Below are 16,304 nucleotides of genomic sequence, written 5' to 3'. Positions count from 1 at the left end.
ACTTCGAGAGACAACCCGAAGAAACTGGCTGCAGGCTTACAGTACACCAGCATATCATGTGCCACCGGCGGCCGGCAACGGTGCGGGCGGAGCGCCGCCTGTGCGGCTAGGTGGCGTCGCTGTGGCTCACGTCGCTGCTGCCGGCGTCGCTGGTGCCGGCGTCGCTGGTGCCGGCGTCGCTGGTGCCGGCGTCGCTGGTGCCGGCGTCGCTGGTGCCGGCGTCGCTGCTCCCGGCGTCGCTGCTGCTGAAGAGGTGGCGCCAGAGCGTGCCGAGCCCGCCCACGAAGAGCGAGCCGTTGTGCTTGTCGATGGCCTCGACCGCGGCGGGGTCGAACGGCAGCTGATGCGGGTCGATCACCTCGAGCAGGGCGCGCTCGTCCGCCGTCGGCGACGGGTGGAGCCTCAGCCGGCACGAGCTCCCCGGCGTGCGCGGCCCGGTCGCGGGGCTCGCCAGCCCGTCGAGGTGCGCGACGAGGTCGTCCACCGGGTCGAACTCGGTGTCGCCGAGGTGCTCGCCGATGAGCGACGCGCGCGCCCTGCGGATCGAGCGGCCCAGCGCGTCGTCGGGATCGTCGGTCTCGACCGAGGCGTTGATCTCGGTGTCGATCGAGAGGCTGCGGTTCGTCAGGTTGGCGGAGCCCACGGTGAGGAAGCGGTCGTCGACGATCATCACCTTGGAATGGATGTACGTGGCGCGCTCGGCCGTCTCGTCCTCGCCGCAGGCCGGCAGGGTGTAGTAGACGCCGAGACGGTGGCCGGTCTCGGCCGCCGCCTCGCGCAGCGCGCCGAGCACCTTGGCCTGGGAGAGCCCGACGGCGATCTGCTCCTTCATCGTCTCGGCCTCCATGTTCAGCACGAGCACAACGTCGAGGAGCGGCCGGCCCTCGGCGCGCATCCGCCGCACGATCCCCTCGGCGATCACGTGAGAGCTGAAGTACTGCGTCTCGACGTAGATGAAGCGCTCGGCGGCGTCGATGGCGTCGAGGTAGAGGTCGCGTATCTCCATGCAGTGCGGAGCGCCGGTGGGCGCGCCGTGCGGATCGGTGCGGCTCAGCGTCACGTGCCGCGCCGCGAGGGGGATACCGCCCTCGGGCCGGTAGTCGGGGAACGTCGGGTCGGCCGCCTCGATGTCCGGCAGCGTCATGGCCACGCCGCCGGCGCGCCGCCAGCGATCCGTGAAGATCTCGGTCAGCGCCCGGGCGACCTCGCGGCTGCGCACGTAGGCCTGGACGTCGTGAAACGGCTTGTGCGGCTCTCCGCGGCTGACGCGGAGCGGGTTCTTGTTCGTGTGGCTGCGGTCGTCCCAGCGGTGGTCGCAGAGGTCGAGGCCGCCGAGAAAGGAGAGCTCGCCGTCGACGACCACGAACTTCTGGTGGTGCGAGGCGCGCTCGACGTGGGTGGAGTCGAAGAGGAAGTGCAGGCGATGGTTCGTCCACTCGAAGACGAGCTGCTGGAGCCACTCGCGCTCGAGCGCGAACACGAGGTGGAAGTCCCAGGCCAGGATGAAGATCTGGAGATCCGGGGTGATCTCGCAGAGGTGGTCCAGGAACTTGAGCAGGGTGATCGGGCCCGACACCCCCGCCTCGCGCCCGCCGCGGAGCAGGGCGACGTCGCTGTCGAACTGCCAGCCGGCGAGGAGCATGTAGCGCCGCGCCCCGGACGCGACCCGGTAGAACTCGGGGTAATACTCGTCGGCATCGACCAGCAGGCCGAAGCTGTCCACCGGGGTGCTACACCACGTGTGACGCCGAGGGTCGATGATCTTCGCCATCGCCCCCTCACGCCGTCGCGTCCGGGCGCTCCTCACGGCGCGCCTGCGGTGTCGCGTGCTCCTCGATGAGCCGCTTCAGGCTCGAGATGCCCGGCCGGTCTCCGCTCGCCTCGCCGACGGCGGCGAGCCGCTCCGCCTCGTCGGGCGAGAGGTCGGGGCATATCCACTCCAGCAACGCCGCCCAGTCCGGTTCACCGTCGCAGCTGTAGCAGTCATCGGGGATCGGCGTATTGTCGGGGAAATTCCGGAAAACAAAGTACGGCATCGCATCTACCTTCATGCCGAGATCACGGGCACGTCCTCATTGCGGCTCGGATCTCGCGCTGCCGCGCTGGCACGCGGCCGACCGCGCGCCAGCGCGGCAGCGCGCGGCCCGTCGGCTATGGTGCCGGCCGCCCGGGGGGGCAAGCGCGTCCCGCTCGCGCCGGTCGGCCCGCCGGCGATCGTGCCCGGAACAGGACGGCGGCGCGGGTCCGTCGCGCCGCAGCGTGGACCCAGGGAAGAAAAATCCACCACGCCTGAGCTCGGTCGCTCGGGCGCTGAAGGTCGAGCTTGTTCGGGGCGCTCCTCTGGGCTGAACTCCACGCCAGGATGAACGACCTTGACTCGATAGCGCTCGCTGCCCGCGGCGCGCTGGCGCTGATCGTGAGCCTCACGGCGGTGGGCTGCCAGCTCGTCTCGGGTATCGACGGGATGAACGTCGACCCGTCGGTGGGCGGCGTCATCGGCGACTGCGGGCCGGCGGGCACCCGGTGCGGCGGGACGTGCGAGGACGGCATCGCCACGCCTCCGGGCACCTGCAGGGGCGACGGGACGTGCTCCGCCGAGCCGAAGAGCTGCGGGGCCTACGCCTGCAACCTGGGCGGGACGGCGTGCGCCACGAGCTGCTCGATCTTCGACGGCTGCGTCGACGCCGCGGTCTGCGACACGATGACCGCGACGTGCATGGCGTGCGGGGCGAGCCCTTCCGATCCGGCCCCGTGCGACGGCTGCGAGCACTGCCAAGGTGGCAAGTGCGTCACCCGGTGCGACACCGAAGGCGAGTGCGTCGAGGACCGGATGCTCGACGCGAAGGAGCGCCCGGCGAGGCTCGAGTGCAACGGTCAGTGCAACAACATCAGCGTGGTCTGCATAGGGCCGCACCCGTGCGAGATCGTCTGCGGCGACGGTGGGTGTCAAGGCCTGCTCATGCGATGCAGCCATGACGGCCCGTGTTATCTCGAGTGCGGCCGGTCGGGGTGCGCGAGCAATGTGAAATTTGAATGTGGAACGAATATTTGCGTTGCTGCTTGCATCCTCGAGACCACCATCATCGATCAGGAGTGCGGGAGCTCGTGCTCGTGCATGTCGCAGGTATGCCAGTGATCCACGCGGGCGCCGTGCCGCGCTGCGCCGTGCTCCGTGCGGGGAGGCGCGGCGGCGGCGTGGACGCACGCGGCGGGCGCGTGCCGCTTGCGGGCGCGTGCCGCTTGCGGGCGCGTGCCGCTTGCGGGCGCGTGCCGCTTGCGGGCGCGTGCCGCTTGCGGGCACGTGAGTGAGACGCGCCGATGAGAACGGCGCCCGGCGGCGCCGGGGATAGGGGTAGCCAAGACCGCGCGCCCCCGATATTCTAGGGCTTTGCATGACGACCTGCCCCGCGCGGGGCAACCGGGACCACGCGACCCCTAGCTTCCATGGCTCAGTATGGCGACGTGCCCCAAGTGCGGTGCAGTGTACGATGAGGATGTGACGACGTGTGCGGCAGACGGCAATCCGCTGCTGCCCGCGCGGCTGAGCCTCCCCGCCGAGCCGCTCCTCGCGGCGCACACCATGGTCGGCGAGTACCGCATCGAGCGGAAGCTCGGCGCAGGCACGTTTGGAGAGGTCTACGCCGGCGAGCACCCGATCATCGGCAAGCAGGTCGCCATCAAGGTCCTGAACGGGCGCTTTGCCGCGCAGCCTCAGGCCGTCGCCAGGTTCGTCGCCGAGGCGCGCGCGGTGAACCGGATCCGCCAGCGCAACATCATCGATATCTTCTCCTTCGGCGTGCTCCAGGAGCTGCAGCGGCACTACTTCGTCATGGAGCTGCTCGACGGCCTCACGCTGGGCGAGCTGTGCCGGCGCAGGAGGCGGCTGCCGTTCCCGACGATCGTCCCCATCCTGCGGGGCATCGCCGACGCGCTCGACGCCGTGCACGAGGCGGGGATCACGCACCGGGATCTGAAGCCGGACAACGTCTTCCTCGCGGCGGAGCGCGATGGGACCTGGTTCCCGAAGCTGCTCGACTTCGGGATCGCGAAGCTCGCGGACGGCTCGGAGGAGACGAGCACCGGGGTCGTGCTGGGCACGCCGCAGTACATGGCGCCCGAGCAAGCGCGCGGGCAGCGGATCGGGCCGCCGGCGGACATCTATGCGCTCGGCGTGATGATTCACAAGATGTTGACGGGAAAGCATCTGTTCACCGGCGAGTCCGCCGTGGAGATGATGTACAAGCACGTATCGAATCCTCCGCCGCGGATGTCGAGCGTCTGCGCCGATCTGCCGCGCGAGCTCGACCTGCCGGTGCTCGCCATGCTCGAGAAGCGCGCGGGCGACAGGCCTCCGAGCGCGAGCAGGGCAGTCGCCGCGCTGCTGGACGCCGCGCGCGGGATCGGGCTCCTGCGGGGCCGCGCGCCGGAGGAGCCCGTCTCGGCGCTCCCGGTCGCGACGTGGGCTCCGGGAGAGATGCGCTCGACAACCGAGGTTGTGGCGCCGGCGAGCGCGACGTGGACGTCGGGGCTGGCGTCATCGGCCATGGAGCCTTCGGCCACCGAGGTTGTGGCGCCGGCGAGCGCGACGTGGACGCCGGGAGGGGTGTCTCCGGCCACCGAGGATGTGGCGCCGGTGAGCGCGACGTGGAGCCCGGGGCCCGCGCCTGCGGCGAGGGAGGACGCGATCACCCTGGAGACGGGCGTTCCCTTTGAGATGGGGCCCTCGGCGACCGCCGGGGGCTGGGCGCCGGACCGCTGCTCGGACGCCGGTACCGGCCCGACGCCGGAGTCCTCGATCGCGCCCGGGGGATCGGCCATCGCGGTCGCCGAGAGCATGGCCGGGACGATGGCGAGCCCTGGAGGCGCGACCCTCCCCCCGGCAGGGCCGCCCGCCGGGGGGGTGGACCCGGTGCGAGGAGTGGACGCGGGCGATCGTTCGTCGCTGCGCGAGCTGGCCGCCGTCGAGGCGCCGTCGATCGTTCCGGCCGCACGGGCGACTGCGGCGAGGCGCTGGAAGCTCCTGGTCGCGACCGCCGCGGGGCTCCTCGCCGCGACGTGGATGTGGGCGGCCGGGCGTCCCTCCGGGCTCCCCCCGCTGGACGGCTCGAGCGCCGTGGCGCTCGCCTCGTCCGCCGCCGCGCCGGCGCCGCCGCGCGCCTCGGCCTCCGCCGTGTCGCCGCCGCCGCCGCTCGCCTCGTCCGCCGCCGCGCTGGCGCCGCCGCCGCTCGCCTCGTCCGCCGCCGCGCCGGCGCCGCCGCCGCTCGCCTCGTCCGCCGCCGCGCTGCCGCTCGCCTCGGCTGCCCCAGCGGCCCCGAGTGCCGCGCCGGTGCCGCGCTCCGCGACCCCACGCGCCGCGACTCCACGCGCCGCGGCTCCGCGCGCCGCGACCCCGCGCGCCGGGGGGTTGAGCCAGGGTCGCGTGGAGAGGCTCCTCGACCAGCGTGAGTGAGTCGGGAACATGAAGCGAGGGCTCTCGTTCCTTGGCTCCGGCGTGCTGCTCGGGGCCGTCGCGCTGTCGGGCGCGGCGTCCGCGCAACGCGCGGTCAAGCCCGTGGCCGAGGTGCTCTTTCGGCAGGGGCGCGACCTCTTCAAGGACGGGAAGTACCCCGAGGCCTGCGACAAGTTCGAGGAGAGCCAGCGCATCGAGCCGAAGCCCGGGACGCTCCTCAACCTCGCCGTCTGTCACGAGAAGGTGGGGAAGCTCGCGACCGCCTGGGCCGAGCTGAGCTCGGTGGAGGAGGTCGCGCGGCGCGAAGGCCGGAAGGACCGCGAGGGCTTCGCGCGCGCGCAGCGCGAGGCGCTGGAGAAGCGGCTCGCGCGCCTCGAGGTCAGGATGGCTGCGCCGCCCGCGAGCCTGCGCCTCACCCTCGACGGCGAGCCGCTGAGCGGCGCTGCCCTGAACGCGCCGTTCCCCATCGATCCAGGCCAGCACCGCGTCGCCGCTGCGGCGCCGGGGAAGAGGGCGTGGTCGACCGACGTCGAGGTGCCGCCCGAGCGCGCCACGATCGTCGTCACCGTCCCGGCGCTGGAGGACGCGCCGCCCGCTGCGCTGGCGCCGCGCGCGGCGGGCCCGGCGCCCGCGCCGAGGCCGCAGGCGGGGAGCACCGGGACGGTGCTGATGGCCACGGGGTTCAGCGTCGGCGCGGTCGGCCTGGTGGTCGGGGCCGTCGCGGGCGCGCTCACGCTCTCGAAGTCCGGGGCGCTCGCCGAGGCGTGTCCGGACGACCGCTGCCCTCCGAGCCGGCGCGGCGAGCTCAGCACGGCCAACACGCTGGCCAACGTCTCCAACGCCGGCTTCGCGGTCCTCGCCGTCGGCGCCGGCGTCGGCGTCGCCGGTCTGCTGATGCTGCCACCCCGGGGCCCGACGGCGGGCTCGCGCGCGGCGCTGACCCCGGTGCTCGGGCCCGGAGCGATAGGCCTGCAAATCACCTTCTGATGGCTGGAAACTGGCTGTGTAGCTGCGAACGAGGCGTGGTCACGCAGGGCCTCGCGCACGAGCGCGCGATCGTCATCGCGATCGCGCGCTCGCGCTCGTGCTGATGAAGATGCCGCCGGGGCCATCGCTGTCCGGCGTCCGGCTGCGCTGGCCTCGAGTCAGCCCTTCTCGCCCCCCTCCCTCCGGATCCCGAGCTTCCGCATCTTGCTTTGCAGCGTCGTCGGCTTCAGCCCGAGCGCCGCGGCCGCCCCGTCCTCCCCGTAGATCTTCCCGCCCGAGGCCCGCAGCGCCTCCTCGATGCAGCGCTGCGCCGCCTCCCTGTACGTCATCGCGCGCCCCGCCGCGCGGGGGGCCGCGGCGAGCGGCGCTGACAGGATGAGCTCGTCCCCGGTCGACATCACCATCGACCGCTCGATCACGTTCTCCAGCTCCCGCACGTTGCCCGGCCAGCCGTGCGCCCGCAGCCGCGCCATCGCCGCCACGCTCACCCGCGGCGGCGGCCGGCCGAAGCTCGCCGCGACCTTCTCCACGATGACCCGCGTGAGGGGCTCCAGGTCCTCGGGCCGCTCCCGCAGCGGGGGGACGACGATGGGAAACACCTGCAGCCGGTAATACAGGTCCTCACGGAACGCCCCGCTCGCCACCATGGCCTCGAGCGGCCTGTGCGTCGCGGCGATCACCCGCACCGAGACGCGCACCGCGCCCTCGCCGCCGACGCGCTCGATCTCGCCCTCCTGGAGCACGCGCAGGAGCTTCGCCTGCGCCGCCTTGGGCAGCTCGCCGACCTCGTCGAGCAGCAGCGTCCCGCCGTTTGCGCGCTCGAACATCCCGTGGTGCCGCGCCGCGGCGCCGGTGAACGCGCCGCGCTCGTGGCCGAAGAGCGCGCTCTCGACGAGCCCCTCGGGCAGCGCGCCGCAGTTCACCGCGAGGAACGCCCGCTCCGCGCGGCGCGAGAGCGCGTGGATGCGGCGCGCGATCACCTCCTTGCCGGTGCCCGTCTCGCCGCGCACGAGCACGGTCGTGTCCTGCCGCGCCACGAGCGGCACCATCTCCTGGAAGATCGCCCGCATCGCCGGGCTCGCCGCGACCACCTCCCGGGGCAGGGCGACGCGGTCGAGCTCCTCCTTCAGCGCCCGCTTCTCGCCCTGCGCGCGGCGCGCGATCGCCGCGACGCGCCCGAGGACCTGCACCTGCCGGAGCGCCACGGCGAGCAGGCGGCCCAGCGCCTCGAGCAGCGCGGGCGAGAGCTCGAGCGTCGCGCCCTCGCCGAGCGCCATCGTGGCGCAGCCGACGGCGCCGTCCGCGTCGCGGAGCGCGAAGACGGCGAGCGTCTCGCCGCCCGCCTCGCGCCGGATCTCCGGCGCGCCCGGCGCCGCCGCGCCGCGGCGGAGATCGAGCCGCCGGAGCGGGAGGTGGCGCGCGAGCACGGCGCTCACCGCGGGGACGAGCGTCGCCTCCGTGTGCGCGCGCGCCGCGGCCTCGCCGAGGTCGGCGAGCAGGAGAACGGCGCGATCGGCGGGGGCGGTCATCGTGCGCGGAGCGACGCCACCGAAATGGCGTTGCGCGGCACCGTAGGGGCGTTGCCCGGGCAGCACAAGGCCAGCGCGGGCCCGGGAAAGGGCCGCTCGGGCCGCGGGTACGCGCCGTGCAAATGCAAAACCGAGCAAGGAGAGGAGAGCGCGGACGACCGTTCCGCGGAAAGGACCCTTCATGGCCTATGTCATCGCCGAGCCCTGCATCGCCACCTGCGACACAGCGTGTGTCTCCGTCTGCCCCGTCGAGTGCATCCACGGCCCGCTCCCGATCGACGAGATCGCGCGCATCCCGGAAGAAGAGCGGACGACGCGCCTTGCGCGCCTCCAGCTCTACATCGATCCCGAGTCGTGCATCTCCTGCGGCGCCTGCGAGGGCGAGTGCCCGGTGAACGCCATCTTCGATGAGGACGAGCTGCCGGCCGAGTGGGGACATTACCGGGAGATCAACGCCCGCTTCTTCGCGGAGCGCGCCTGAGCGCTGCCGCGAGCGCTCGCCGGTGTCCTCGGCCGGCGAGGCCACGACACCCACCCTGATCCCGAGCGGCGAGGCGGGGCGGCGCGCCGGCGGGTAGCGCCCCCCGCAGGTTGTGGGATCCCGGCGGCAGCGCGGTAGTTAGGATGTCGGCATGACCAGGGACGACCTGGATCGCTACGAGGTCACCGCGGAGGGGTTCGCCTACGCCGCCCAGATGGCCTGGGCGGCCGCCAGCTCGGTCTTCAAGCGATCTGTGTCCTAGCGCCGGCCGGCGCTCCTCCTCGCCCCGGCTCCCGCCCGCGCGCTCTGGACGCGGCAGAGGAGCGCCTCCGCCGGCTCGTAGTCCCGGCCCTCTGCGCGGGAGAGCTCCGCCTCGGTGGGGACGAGCTCGCCCGAGAACGCCCGGGCGAGGATCGTCTGCGCGAGCCTGTCGGCCCGGGCCGCGGCGGCGGTCACGCGCTCCTCGACCGCGCCGGCGAGCGCGAAGAGCGCCTGCGCGCGGCGGACGATCTCCGCCTGCTCCTCGCTCGGCGGCAGCGGGGCAGGGATGCCGTTCAGCGCCGCCTGCGTGAGCTTCGGCTGCGCCGAGCCGGTCACGTGGTGCTGGAGATCGAGCGAGTTCAGGAGCAGCTCGAGGTACCCGAGGACCACGCCGGCCTTCGGCTGGACGACATGAGCGTGGTTGTTCACCCAGAACCGCCCGCTCGCGGCGAAGGCCACCGCGGTGCTCCTGGACAGGAGGTTCGCGCCGTCCTCGGCGACGAGCAGGTAGTCGCCGTCGAACAGATAGCCATCGATCGAGTCGATGATCCCCGACGCGCCGTAATAGGGATACGAACCCCGGCGCCCCCCTCGAACCGTGGAGTTCACCGGGACGCGCCGCCCGTCGTGGTTGTCGACGAGGGCGCCGAACGGGCAGAGGGCCCACGACGCCGGCAGGCGCCGCGTCGAGCCGCCGCCGCTCCCCGCGCCCGGCGCCGCCGGCCACGAGCGCCGCAGGGCCTCCGGGAGCTCGGCGGAGGGCGGCGCGGCGGCGTCCGGCGCGCGGAGGTCCTCGGTGAGCCTGCCCGAGCACGCCGCCGCCAGCACGGCCTGCCGGAGCCGCCTGAGGACGAGCGACGCCCTGGCCAGCCGGGCCCTCGCCGCGTCCACCTCGCCGAGCAGGGCCTCGACCTTCGCGACGATGCGGCGCTGCTCGGGGAGGGGAGGCAGCGCGAAGGGGCGCTCGAAGGTCTCGCGCACCTTCACGAACGGCTGCGCGGAGCCGCCCTTCGCCCAGAAGCCCTCGTCGTTGAGGTGGAGGAACAGGTAGTCGACGTCGATGGCCCGCGGGTCCGGCCAGACCACGTGGGTGTTCGCGATCGCCGACCACCGCCCGCGCGCCTTGAACGCCTTCCCGCACCGCGTCCCCACGGCGGAGACGACGATCGCCTCGCCCTCGTGCTCCCAGCGGTCGGACCACACGTCGGGGCCGGACGCGCTGAACGCCTGGAAGCGCCCGGGCCGCTGCTCGGCGTGGAGCTTCCCCTTGATGAGCTTCGAGCTCCCGGTCCGGTGGGAGCAGAGCGACGCGAGCGTCGTCCCGGCCCACCCCTCGGGCAGGCGCCCGCTCACGCCTCCGCCGCCTTCGCCCCGCCCTCGAGCAGCGCCAGCACGCGGTTCAGCGCGGCGACCGCCTCTTCCAGCTCCTGGATCGCGTCGGTCGCCAGCTCCTCCGGCTCCGGCAGCTCGCCGGCGTCGTCGGGCGACTCCTCCCGGAGCCATTTGAACCCGTCGAGCTTGAACTCGCGCTCCTCGACCTCGCGGAGCTCGAAGCTCCGAAAGCGACCCTCGCTGGAGCTCGCCGCCTCGCGCCGCGCCCGCCCCTCCGGGTCGCCGCCGTAGCACCGCTCGAACTCGGCGAAGTGCGCCGGCGAGAGCGGCCGATCCTTCTTTGTGATCGACGGGACGCCCGTCCGCGCGTCGTAGATCCAGACCTTCTCCGTCGCGCGACCCTTCGTGAAGAAGACGACGTTGGCCTTCACGCCGGGGCTGTACGGGGTGAACGTCCCGCGCGGCAGGCGGAGCACCGTGTGCAGATCGCAGCCCTCGGCGAGGATCTCGAGCACGGCGCCTGCCTGGTCCGCGAACAGGCAGTTGTCTGGCAGGACCATCGCCGCCCGGCCGCCGGGCTTCAGGATCGTCAGCACGTGCTGGATGAAGTTGAGCTGCTTGTTCGCCGTCGCGATCGCGAAGTCCTCGCGGGCCGGCGCCTTGTGCGCCCCCTTCGTGCCGAACGGCGGGTTCGTCAGGATCACGTCGAACCGCTCTTCGGGCGGCGGCGGCGGGGCGTCGATCGAGTCGCCGAGGGCGATCCTCGGCTCGATCCCGTGGAGGTACAGGTTCATGAGGGCGAGCCGGCGGGGGCGCGCGACGAGCTCGTTTCCGAAGAACACAGTGGATTTGACCCGGCCCGCCGCCTCCCGATCGAGCGTCCCCCGCGCCTCGGCCTCGAGCCATTCCCAGGCGGCGACAAGGAACCCTCCGGTGCCGCACGCCGGGTCGCACAGGGCGAAGCCCGGCTTTCCCCGCGGGTCGGGCCGCATGCACCGCACGATCGACTGGATCAGGACGCGGGGCGTGAAGTACTGCCCCGCGCCCTTCTTCCCCTCGGCGGCGGCCTTCTCGAGGAGCCCCTCGTACGCCGCGGCCTGGATGTCCACGCCGAGGCGCGTCCACGCGACGTCGTCGATGAGGTCGACGAGCCGCTGGAGGTTCGCGGGGCTCTTGAAGCGCGGCTGCGAGCCCGCGTAGATCTCCCCCAGCACGCCGGGGGCCTGGTCGAGGCGCCGGAGGACCTCGGCGTAGCGGTCGAGCAGCGCCTGCCCGCTCGTCGCGCGCAGGGCCGGCCAGGAGCAATCCATCGTCCCGACCTCGCCGCGGGGCGCCCTGGGCTCGACGCGCGAGAGATCGAGGCCTCGCTCGGCGGCCATCTTCAGGAAGAGCAGGTACGTGATCTGCTCGATGTAGTCTCCATGATCGATGCCGTCGTGGCGGAGCGTGTGGCAGAACCCCCAGAGCTTTCCAACAACGTCGGTCATGCGGCGATGGCTTCGTTCAGGTCGTGGAGGAGATCGAGGCGCGGAGGGCGCCGCCTTACCACGGCCGGGTCTCCACGTGTCTCGACGGCGCCGGGACGCGCCGGCGCCGATGTACTAGGCTCGGCCCGTGCCGCGTGCCCTCACCTCGCTGCTCGCGCTCCTCGCGCCGCTCACCGGCCTCGCGTGCGCGTCGTCCTCGCTCCCCGACCCGAAGGAGGCGGTGCGGGCCTACGCCGACGCGGCGGCGCGCGGCGACGCCGACGCCATCTACGGGATGCTGAGCGAGCGGAGCCGCACCGCGACGTCGCGCGAGGAGGTGCGGCGGCGGGTGGCCGAGGCGCGCGCCGAGCTCGCCGAGCAGGCCAGGAGCGTCACGGCGCCCGGGGTGGTGGTCAGGACCCGCGCCCGGGTGCGCTACCCGGACGGCGAGATCGCGACGCTCGAGCTCGACGACCGCGAGCGCGCCTTCCGGATCTCGGCCGCCGACGCGCTGCCCGCGGGCGGCCGCACCCCCGAGCAGGCGCTCGAGCAGCTCCGCCGCGTCCTCGCGCGCCGCAGCTACGCCGGCCTGCTGCGGGTCCTCACGCCGGCCACGCGCAGCGCCATCGAGAGCGACCTCCGCTCGCTTGTCGAGGGGCTCGCCCAGCCCGAGGGCCTCGAGGTCCGGATTGCGGGCGACTCCGCGACGGTTCAGATCCCGGGTGGGCACGAGGTGAAGCTCCGGCGCGAGGCGGGTGTATGGCGGGTCGAGGACTTCGATTGAAACGGTGGCTCGCCAGAGCCGGCGCCTCCGGGCTCGGCCGCCTCGCCGCGGCGGCGCCAGGCCGCCTCGTCGCGGCGGCGCCAGGCCGCCTCGTCGCGGCGGTGCCGCCTCGCCGCCTCGCCGCGGCGGCGCTTGTGCTGGTCTCGGCGTTGCTTCTCTCGGCCGTGCCGCGTCCGGCGCGCGCCTTCGGCGAGGAGGGGGCGTGGAACCCGCGGCCGCTGCTCACGGGCAACGCGCGGTGGGAGGGCGTGCGCGCCACCGCGCCGGCGCGCTGGTCGTTCGAGCTGGAGCGCCGGACGAGCGCGCCCGCGCGTCGCAACCCGACCACGGTCCGCGCCGACGACCCGGCGCTCCTGGCCGAGCCGTTCGCGCTCTGGGGCGGCGAGGGTGATCTCCCGCCGCTCACCGAGCGCGAGGTCTTCGGTCTGCGGCGCTTCCTCGCGCTGGGCGGCGTGCTCTTCGTCGACGACTTCGCCCCGGGGAGCGGCGCGTTCGGCCGCGCCGCGCGGCGCGAGATCGCCCGTGTCCTTCCGGAGGGCTCGCCCATCCCGATCGGCACGGAGAACGTCGTCTTCCGCTCCTTCTATCTCCTCCCGCGCGCCGTCGGCCGCGTCGAGGGCCCGCAGAAGCTCTCGGCGATCGTGCGCGGCGGCCTGCCGCAGGTGATCTTCTCCGACCACGACCTCGCCGGCGCGCTGGCGCGCTCCGATGGCGGCGGTTCGAGCGTCGATGTCACGCCCGGGGGCGAGGCGCAGCGCGAGCGCGCGTTCCGGCTCGCGGTGAACATCGCGATGTACGTGCTCTGCTCGAACTACAAGGACGATCAGGTGCACGCGCCGTTCCTGATGCGCCGCCGCGCGATCGACGATGCGCGACCCCGCTCCGTGCCCGGGCGCCCCCGAGCGCCCTGAGCTGACATGCCGGATCGTCTCGCCCCCGCGCCGAAGCCGGTCTGGCAGAACGACGACTACGCGGTCCTGGTCGACGCGCCGCTGGGCATCGTCTGGAATGTGCGCAGCAGCAAGCCGTTCGCCTCGATCGAGGAGCTCGAGGCCTCGATGGCGTCGGTCTGCCGTTGCATGGATGGGCTGGGCCGCTCGCGGTATGCCCTCCTCCTCGACATCCGCGCCGCTCCTGGCCGGAACGATCCCGCGTTCGAGGCTGCCCTCGACCGCCTCCGGCCGCTCTGGTTCCAGGGCTTCCGCAGGGTCGGCGTGCTCGTGCAGAGCGTCGTCGGCGAGCTGCAGGCCCAGCGCTATGCGAGGAGGGACAGCATCAAGCGGCTGATCACGAGCGACGAGGCCGCGCTCCTGCGGTACCTCGCGCAGGGCGGCTGAGCGGCGGATCCTGACGCGCCCCCGCTCCGCGGCCGGGTATGGCGGTTGCTAAGGCGCCTCTGGACGAGGTGACCCCATGAGACACGTTCTTCTTCTCGGAGCATCCTTTGCGGCGATCGCGCTGCTGAGCCATCCAGCGATCGCGGCGCCCACGGTGTCAGGGGACGTCGACGTCGGCCACGCGGTCGGGGAGGCCGCCGACTGGAACGGTGCGACGTTCGGTATGACAGCTCGAGCAGGGTACGAGGTCGATCTGGGCAAGGGCGTCTTCCTCGCCCCCGAGGCCGGCGCGGGATTCGTGTTCATCGCGCAGGGAGACGGCGTCGCCGACGGCTCCTCGCTCCTGCCGTCGAATCCGTTGGCCTTCCGTCTCCTCGGCGGCCTGCGCCTCGGCGTCGGCGACCGGGTCGTCCCGTCGCTGTTCGCGCGCGGCGGATACGCGTGGATCACCGGCGACACCGACGGCTACGAGCGCCGCGCGCAGGCTCCGCTGATGGACGTCGGTCTGGCCGTGGATGCCGCCCTGTCGCGCGGGTTCCGGGTCGGCGGGCACGCGGGCTTCGGAGCGATGTGGGCGAGGGATTACGGCGGCGCCTTCACGTCGCTTCACCTCGGCATCACGGGCGCGTTCTCGTTCGGCGAGCAGGACGGACCGAGCACCGAGACAGCCTCGACCCGGTAGAAGCTGCCTCGCCCATGGCACATCTTGAGCTCAACGCAGCATGGGCCGACAGGGGCATTGCGCCACTGCTGCCACGAGTTGAATCCGTGAGAGGTCCGGACCGTCGCGCCTCGTCGCGCTGATGCCGCCCGCGAGGTCCCGACCCACCACGGTGCCTCCACGGGAGCCTGCGACGGGGTCACGAACTCTCCATTTGTATGAAAAAATTCAATTCTTTTGATCGGGACCTTCTTACAGGCTGAATTTCATCCTCCGCGATAGGTCCCGACCCTTCCTCAGCCTCGCAGACGAGCGCCGGTGCTGGTCGCGACCTCCCTCGCTCCTCGTTTTTGACCGGCCGGGTTGATCCCACCACGTCGCGAACCGGCGGGCCCGTCGACGGGCGCGACCGCTTCACCGTCGCCGGGCTCACCGGCCCTGCCGATCGAGGAGCTCGCCGTCACCGCCGGGCGTGACGCAGGGCGTGCGCGATGCCGCTCTGCAAGGTGCTCAGCGTCGTGATCCCGGAGAGGTCCACGCCGAGCGTGACAAGCGTCTGGGCCACCTCCGGGCGGACGCCCGTGAGCACCACGCGGGTGCCGAGCAGCTGGGCGGCGCGCGCGGTCCGCGTCAGCGCGTCCGCGACGAGCGTGTCGACGGCGCGCACGCCGGTGATGTCCAGGATCGCGGTGTGGGCGCCCTGTCTCGTGATGCCCGAGAGCAACGTCTCCATGATCTGCTCCGCGCGCCCGCTGTCGATCGTCCCCACCAGCGGCATCGCCACCACCCCGTCGGCGAGCGGGATGAGCGGCGTGGACAGCTCCCGCAGGGCGGCCTGTTGCCCGGCGATGATCTCCTCCTGAAGCGCGGCCCGCTCGGCCTCCGCGCGCTTCAGGGTGGTGATCTCGGTCACGACGCCGCCGAGGCCGATCGGCTCGCCGTGCTCGTCGTGGATCGGGAATTTGACCGTGAAATAATGGAGTCGATCGTCGCCGAGCGGCAGCACCTCTTCGAACTGCATGACCTGACCGCCGGCCATCACCTCTCGCTCCTTCTCCGCGAGCATCTCGGCGATCTCGGGGGGCATGGAGCCCTCCCTGTCATCTCTTCCGATGAGCTCGACGCCGTGCTTCTGCAAGGTCTGCGCATAGGCGCGGTTGACGAAGACGTAGCGCCCCGCGATGTCCTTGACGAAGATGGAGCTGCGCGCGTTGTCCACGAGCTGCAGGAGCATCTGGTAGCGCCCGTGCACCGTCCGCTCCCTCCGTCGCTGGTCGCCGGTGTCGTCGACGATCGCGGCGATCTCGCGCGCGTCGCCCCGGTCGTCGCGCAGCACGGCGTAGGTCCACCGGCAGACGAGCGCGTTTCCCTCTTTCGTCCTGGCCGCGCTCGCTGTCGCGGCGAACCGGCTCTCTTCCCGCGTGAACTCGAACGCCCGCACCGCGGCAGGGGACACGGGATCCGCGGCCACGAGGTCGGTCAGCCTGCGGCCGACGGCCTCGCCCGCGCTCCAGCCGAACATGCGCTCGGCCGCGTCGTTCCAGCGTGTCACCGTGCCGTCCAGGCGCCAGTAGACAACCGCTGGCACCGCCGTGGGCAGGCCGTCGAGCGCGGCGTGAGCGTCCGCGCTCCCCGCGCCGTTCAGCGCCCCGTCGTCTGGCGCAGCTCCGTTCGGCGCCGCGCCGTCCGGCGCGCGACCGTCGGACCGCTCCGCCAGCGCCTTCTCCAGCTCCGCCACGCGCGCGCGCAGCTCCGCGTTTTCTTCTCCAAGCCGCCCGGCTTCGCCCAGATCGTCGCGCATCTTCGACAAGATTACGAGCCTACGCGGAGCGTCGCCGGCGTTTCAAGGTCGCTGGCAGGGCTGTTCGATGTTGCCTGGCAGGTCGCCGCAGAGGCGGTGCTGGGCTGGGACACGCGGCGTCGATGTGAGCGCCGGGCTGGGACACCCTCGGCCCGATGTACTAGGCTCCGCCCGTGTCGCGCGCCCTCGACTCGCTGCTCGCGCTGTCGCGTTCCC

The 16,304-nt window shown here is 72.8% G+C and carries 14 protein-coding genes; 8 read left to right on the top strand and 6 right to left on the bottom strand.

What is annotated here, in order from left to right:
• Positions 1-106 precede the first annotated feature (106 nt).
• Entirely contained in the window at positions 107-1,771 is a 1,665-nt protein-coding gene (locus WMF28_RS27700) for a phospholipase D-like domain-containing protein (RefSeq protein WP_437596340.1), read from the bottom strand.
• A gap of 7 nt (positions 1,772-1,778) precedes the next feature.
• The gene (locus WMF28_RS27695; RefSeq protein ID WP_437596339.1) at positions 1,779-2,036 is read right to left on the bottom strand and encodes a hypothetical protein; all 258 of its coding nucleotides are present in this window, start codon (positions 2,034-2,036) and stop codon (positions 1,779-1,781) included.
• Between the two features lie 326 nt (positions 2,037-2,362).
• Here WMF28_RS27695 and WMF28_RS27690 point away from each other — a divergent pair, with 326 nt between their 5' ends.
• From WMF28_RS27690 to WMF28_RS27680, 3 genes are all read left to right on the top strand, one after another.
• Complete coding sequence (locus tag WMF28_RS27690; protein WP_437596338.1) at positions 2,363-3,136, top strand: hypothetical protein; 774 nt, start codon at positions 2,363-2,365, stop codon at positions 3,134-3,136.
• A 360-nt stretch (positions 3,137-3,496) separates the two neighbouring features.
• Positions 3,497-5,449 carry a protein kinase domain-containing protein gene (locus tag WMF28_RS27685; RefSeq protein WP_437596337.1) on the top strand — a complete coding sequence of 651 codons (1,953 nt, stop codon included), beginning with the start codon at positions 3,497-3,499 and terminating at the stop codon, positions 5,447-5,449.
• Positions 5,450-5,458: 9 nt separating this feature from the next.
• On the top strand, positions 5,459-6,436 hold the full coding sequence (locus tag WMF28_RS27680; protein WP_437596335.1) for a hypothetical protein: 978 nt from the start codon (positions 5,459-5,461) through the stop codon (positions 6,434-6,436).
• 158 nt (positions 6,437-6,594) lie between these two features.
• Here WMF28_RS27680 and WMF28_RS27675 read toward each other — a convergent pair whose 3' ends face one another.
• Complete coding sequence (locus WMF28_RS27675; protein ID WP_437596334.1) at positions 6,595-7,965, bottom strand: sigma-54 interaction domain-containing protein; 1,371 nt, start codon at positions 7,963-7,965, stop codon at positions 6,595-6,597.
• Between the two features lie 181 nt (positions 7,966-8,146).
• Between WMF28_RS27675 and WMF28_RS27670 the strand changes: the two genes are divergently transcribed.
• Positions 8,147-8,446, top strand: coding sequence for a 4Fe-4S dicluster domain-containing protein (locus WMF28_RS27670; protein ID WP_437596332.1), 300 nt, complete (start codon positions 8,147-8,149; stop codon positions 8,444-8,446).
• 258 nt (positions 8,447-8,704) lie between these two features.
• Here the strand turns inward: WMF28_RS27670 and WMF28_RS27665 are convergent, their stop codons facing one another.
• Positions 8,705-10,060, bottom strand: coding sequence for a restriction endonuclease subunit S (locus WMF28_RS27665; protein WP_437596331.1), 1,356 nt, complete (start codon positions 10,058-10,060; stop codon positions 8,705-8,707).
• Positions 10,057-11,526, bottom strand: coding sequence for an N-6 DNA methylase (locus WMF28_RS27660; protein ID WP_437596330.1), 1,470 nt, complete (start codon positions 11,524-11,526; stop codon positions 10,057-10,059). Before WMF28_RS27660 ends, WMF28_RS27665 begins: the two co-directional genes overlap by 4 nt.
• Before the next feature lie 127 nt (positions 11,527-11,653).
• Here WMF28_RS27660 and WMF28_RS27655 point away from each other — a divergent pair, with 127 nt between their 5' ends.
• The 4 genes from WMF28_RS27655 (at position 11,654) to WMF28_RS27640 (ending at position 14,308) form a co-directional block, all read left to right on the top strand.
• Positions 11,654-12,289, top strand: coding sequence for a hypothetical protein (locus tag WMF28_RS27655; RefSeq protein WP_437596329.1), 636 nt, complete (start codon positions 11,654-11,656; stop codon positions 12,287-12,289).
• Positions 12,286-13,200, top strand: coding sequence for a DUF4159 domain-containing protein (locus WMF28_RS27650; protein WP_437596327.1), 915 nt, complete (start codon positions 12,286-12,288; stop codon positions 13,198-13,200). Before WMF28_RS27655 ends, WMF28_RS27650 begins: the two co-directional genes overlap by 4 nt.
• A gap of 6 nt (positions 13,201-13,206) precedes the next feature.
• Complete coding sequence (locus WMF28_RS27645; RefSeq protein WP_437596325.1) at positions 13,207-13,626, top strand: hypothetical protein; 420 nt, start codon at positions 13,207-13,209, stop codon at positions 13,624-13,626.
• 76 nt (positions 13,627-13,702) lie between these two features.
• Positions 13,703-14,308: a hypothetical protein gene (locus tag WMF28_RS27640; RefSeq protein WP_437596324.1), complete on the top strand. Its 606-nt coding sequence runs from the start codon at positions 13,703-13,705 to the stop codon at positions 14,306-14,308.
• Between the two features lie 439 nt (positions 14,309-14,747).
• Here the strand turns inward: WMF28_RS27640 and WMF28_RS27635 are convergent, their stop codons facing one another.
• Positions 14,748-16,088, bottom strand: coding sequence for a PAS domain-containing protein (locus WMF28_RS27635; RefSeq protein WP_437596322.1), 1,341 nt, complete (start codon positions 16,086-16,088; stop codon positions 14,748-14,750).
• Positions 16,089-16,304 lie beyond the last annotated feature (216 nt).

Origin of the sequence: Sorangium sp. So ce590, assembly GCF_051521365.1 — a bacterium.
Classification (GTDB): Bacteria; Myxococcota_A; Polyangia; order Polyangiales; family Polyangiaceae; genus Sorangium.
Note: the sequence above shows the minus strand (reverse complement) of the source record. Positions and strands in the feature narration are given on the sequence as shown.

Bases quoted from the DNA above. Each gene is read 5' to 3' on its own strand.
- WMF28_RS27695 (WP_437596339.1), bottom strand. From the start codon at position 2,036: ATGCCGTACTTTGTTTTCCGGAATTTCCCCGACAATACGCCGATCCCC.
- WMF28_RS27645 (WP_437596325.1), top strand. From the start codon at position 13,207: ATGCCGGATCGTCTCGCCCCCGCGCCGAAGCCGGTCTGGCAGAACGAC.
- WMF28_RS27670 (WP_437596332.1), top strand. From the start codon at position 8,147: ATGGCCTATGTCATCGCCGAGCCCTGCATCGCCACCTGCGACACAGCG.
- WMF28_RS27700 (WP_437596340.1), bottom strand. From the start codon at position 1,771: ATGGCGAAGATCATCGACCCTCGGCGTCACACGTGGTGTAGCACCCCG.
- WMF28_RS27640 (WP_437596324.1), top strand. From the start codon at position 13,703: ATGAGACACGTTCTTCTTCTCGGAGCATCCTTTGCGGCGATCGCGCTG.
- WMF28_RS27675 (WP_437596334.1), bottom strand. From the start codon at position 7,965: ATGACCGCCCCCGCCGATCGCGCCGTTCTCCTGCTCGCCGACCTCGGC.
- WMF28_RS27635 (WP_437596322.1), bottom strand. From the start codon at position 16,088: ATGCGCGACGATCTGGGCGAAGCCGGGCGGCTTGGAGAAGAAAACGCG.
- WMF28_RS27690 (WP_437596338.1), top strand. From the start codon at position 2,363: ATGAACGACCTTGACTCGATAGCGCTCGCTGCCCGCGGCGCGCTGGCG.
- WMF28_RS27660 (WP_437596330.1), bottom strand. From the start codon at position 11,526: ATGACCGACGTTGTTGGAAAGCTCTGGGGGTTCTGCCACACGCTCCGC.
- WMF28_RS27680 (WP_437596335.1), top strand. From the start codon at position 5,459: ATGAAGCGAGGGCTCTCGTTCCTTGGCTCCGGCGTGCTGCTCGGGGCC.